Annotated in this window: 1 protein-coding gene; it reads left to right on the top strand. The window is 60.0% G+C overall.

Annotated elements, in window-relative coordinates; genetic code table 11:
• Positions 1 to 23: 23 nt before the first annotated feature.
• On the top strand, positions 24 to 385 hold a 362-nt coding region (locus RM704_RS44960; RefSeq protein WP_311593650.1), incomplete at its 3' end, for an HrcA family transcriptional regulator.

The following is a 385-nucleotide window of genomic DNA, read 5'->3' as shown; positions in this document are numbered from 1 at the left end:
AGGTAGCGATTATGCAGTACCCGGTGGCGACGACGGGGACGATTCGTCACCTCGAATTGGTGAGTTTGTCGACCGACCGTATCCTTATCGTGCTCATCATGTCGTCGGGATCGGTAGAGCAGCAGATCGTTGAGCTTCCGGGCCACGACGAGCAGAGTCTTGCTGCACTTCGCACCCGGCTAAATGAGACTCTCGTCGGATTGACAGTCGCTGAAGCGGCCGACTCGCTCAACCGCTTTCTTGACGACCTGGGACCGGCCGAAGGGCCTCGGGCAGCGTCGGTGATTGCTACCGTTCTCGAGATCCTTGCCGTCGACCCATCTGCTCGGGTTGTGGTCGCCGGGGTTCCCAATCTCACCGCATTCGGTGCACAGTGGGAGACAGC

The organism is Streptomyces gottesmaniae, assembly GCF_031845845.1.
Classification (GTDB): domain Bacteria; phylum Actinomycetota; class Actinomycetes; order Streptomycetales; family Streptomycetaceae; genus Streptomyces; species Streptomyces akebiae.
Note: the sequence above shows the minus strand (reverse complement) of the source record. Positions and strands in the feature narration are given on the sequence as shown.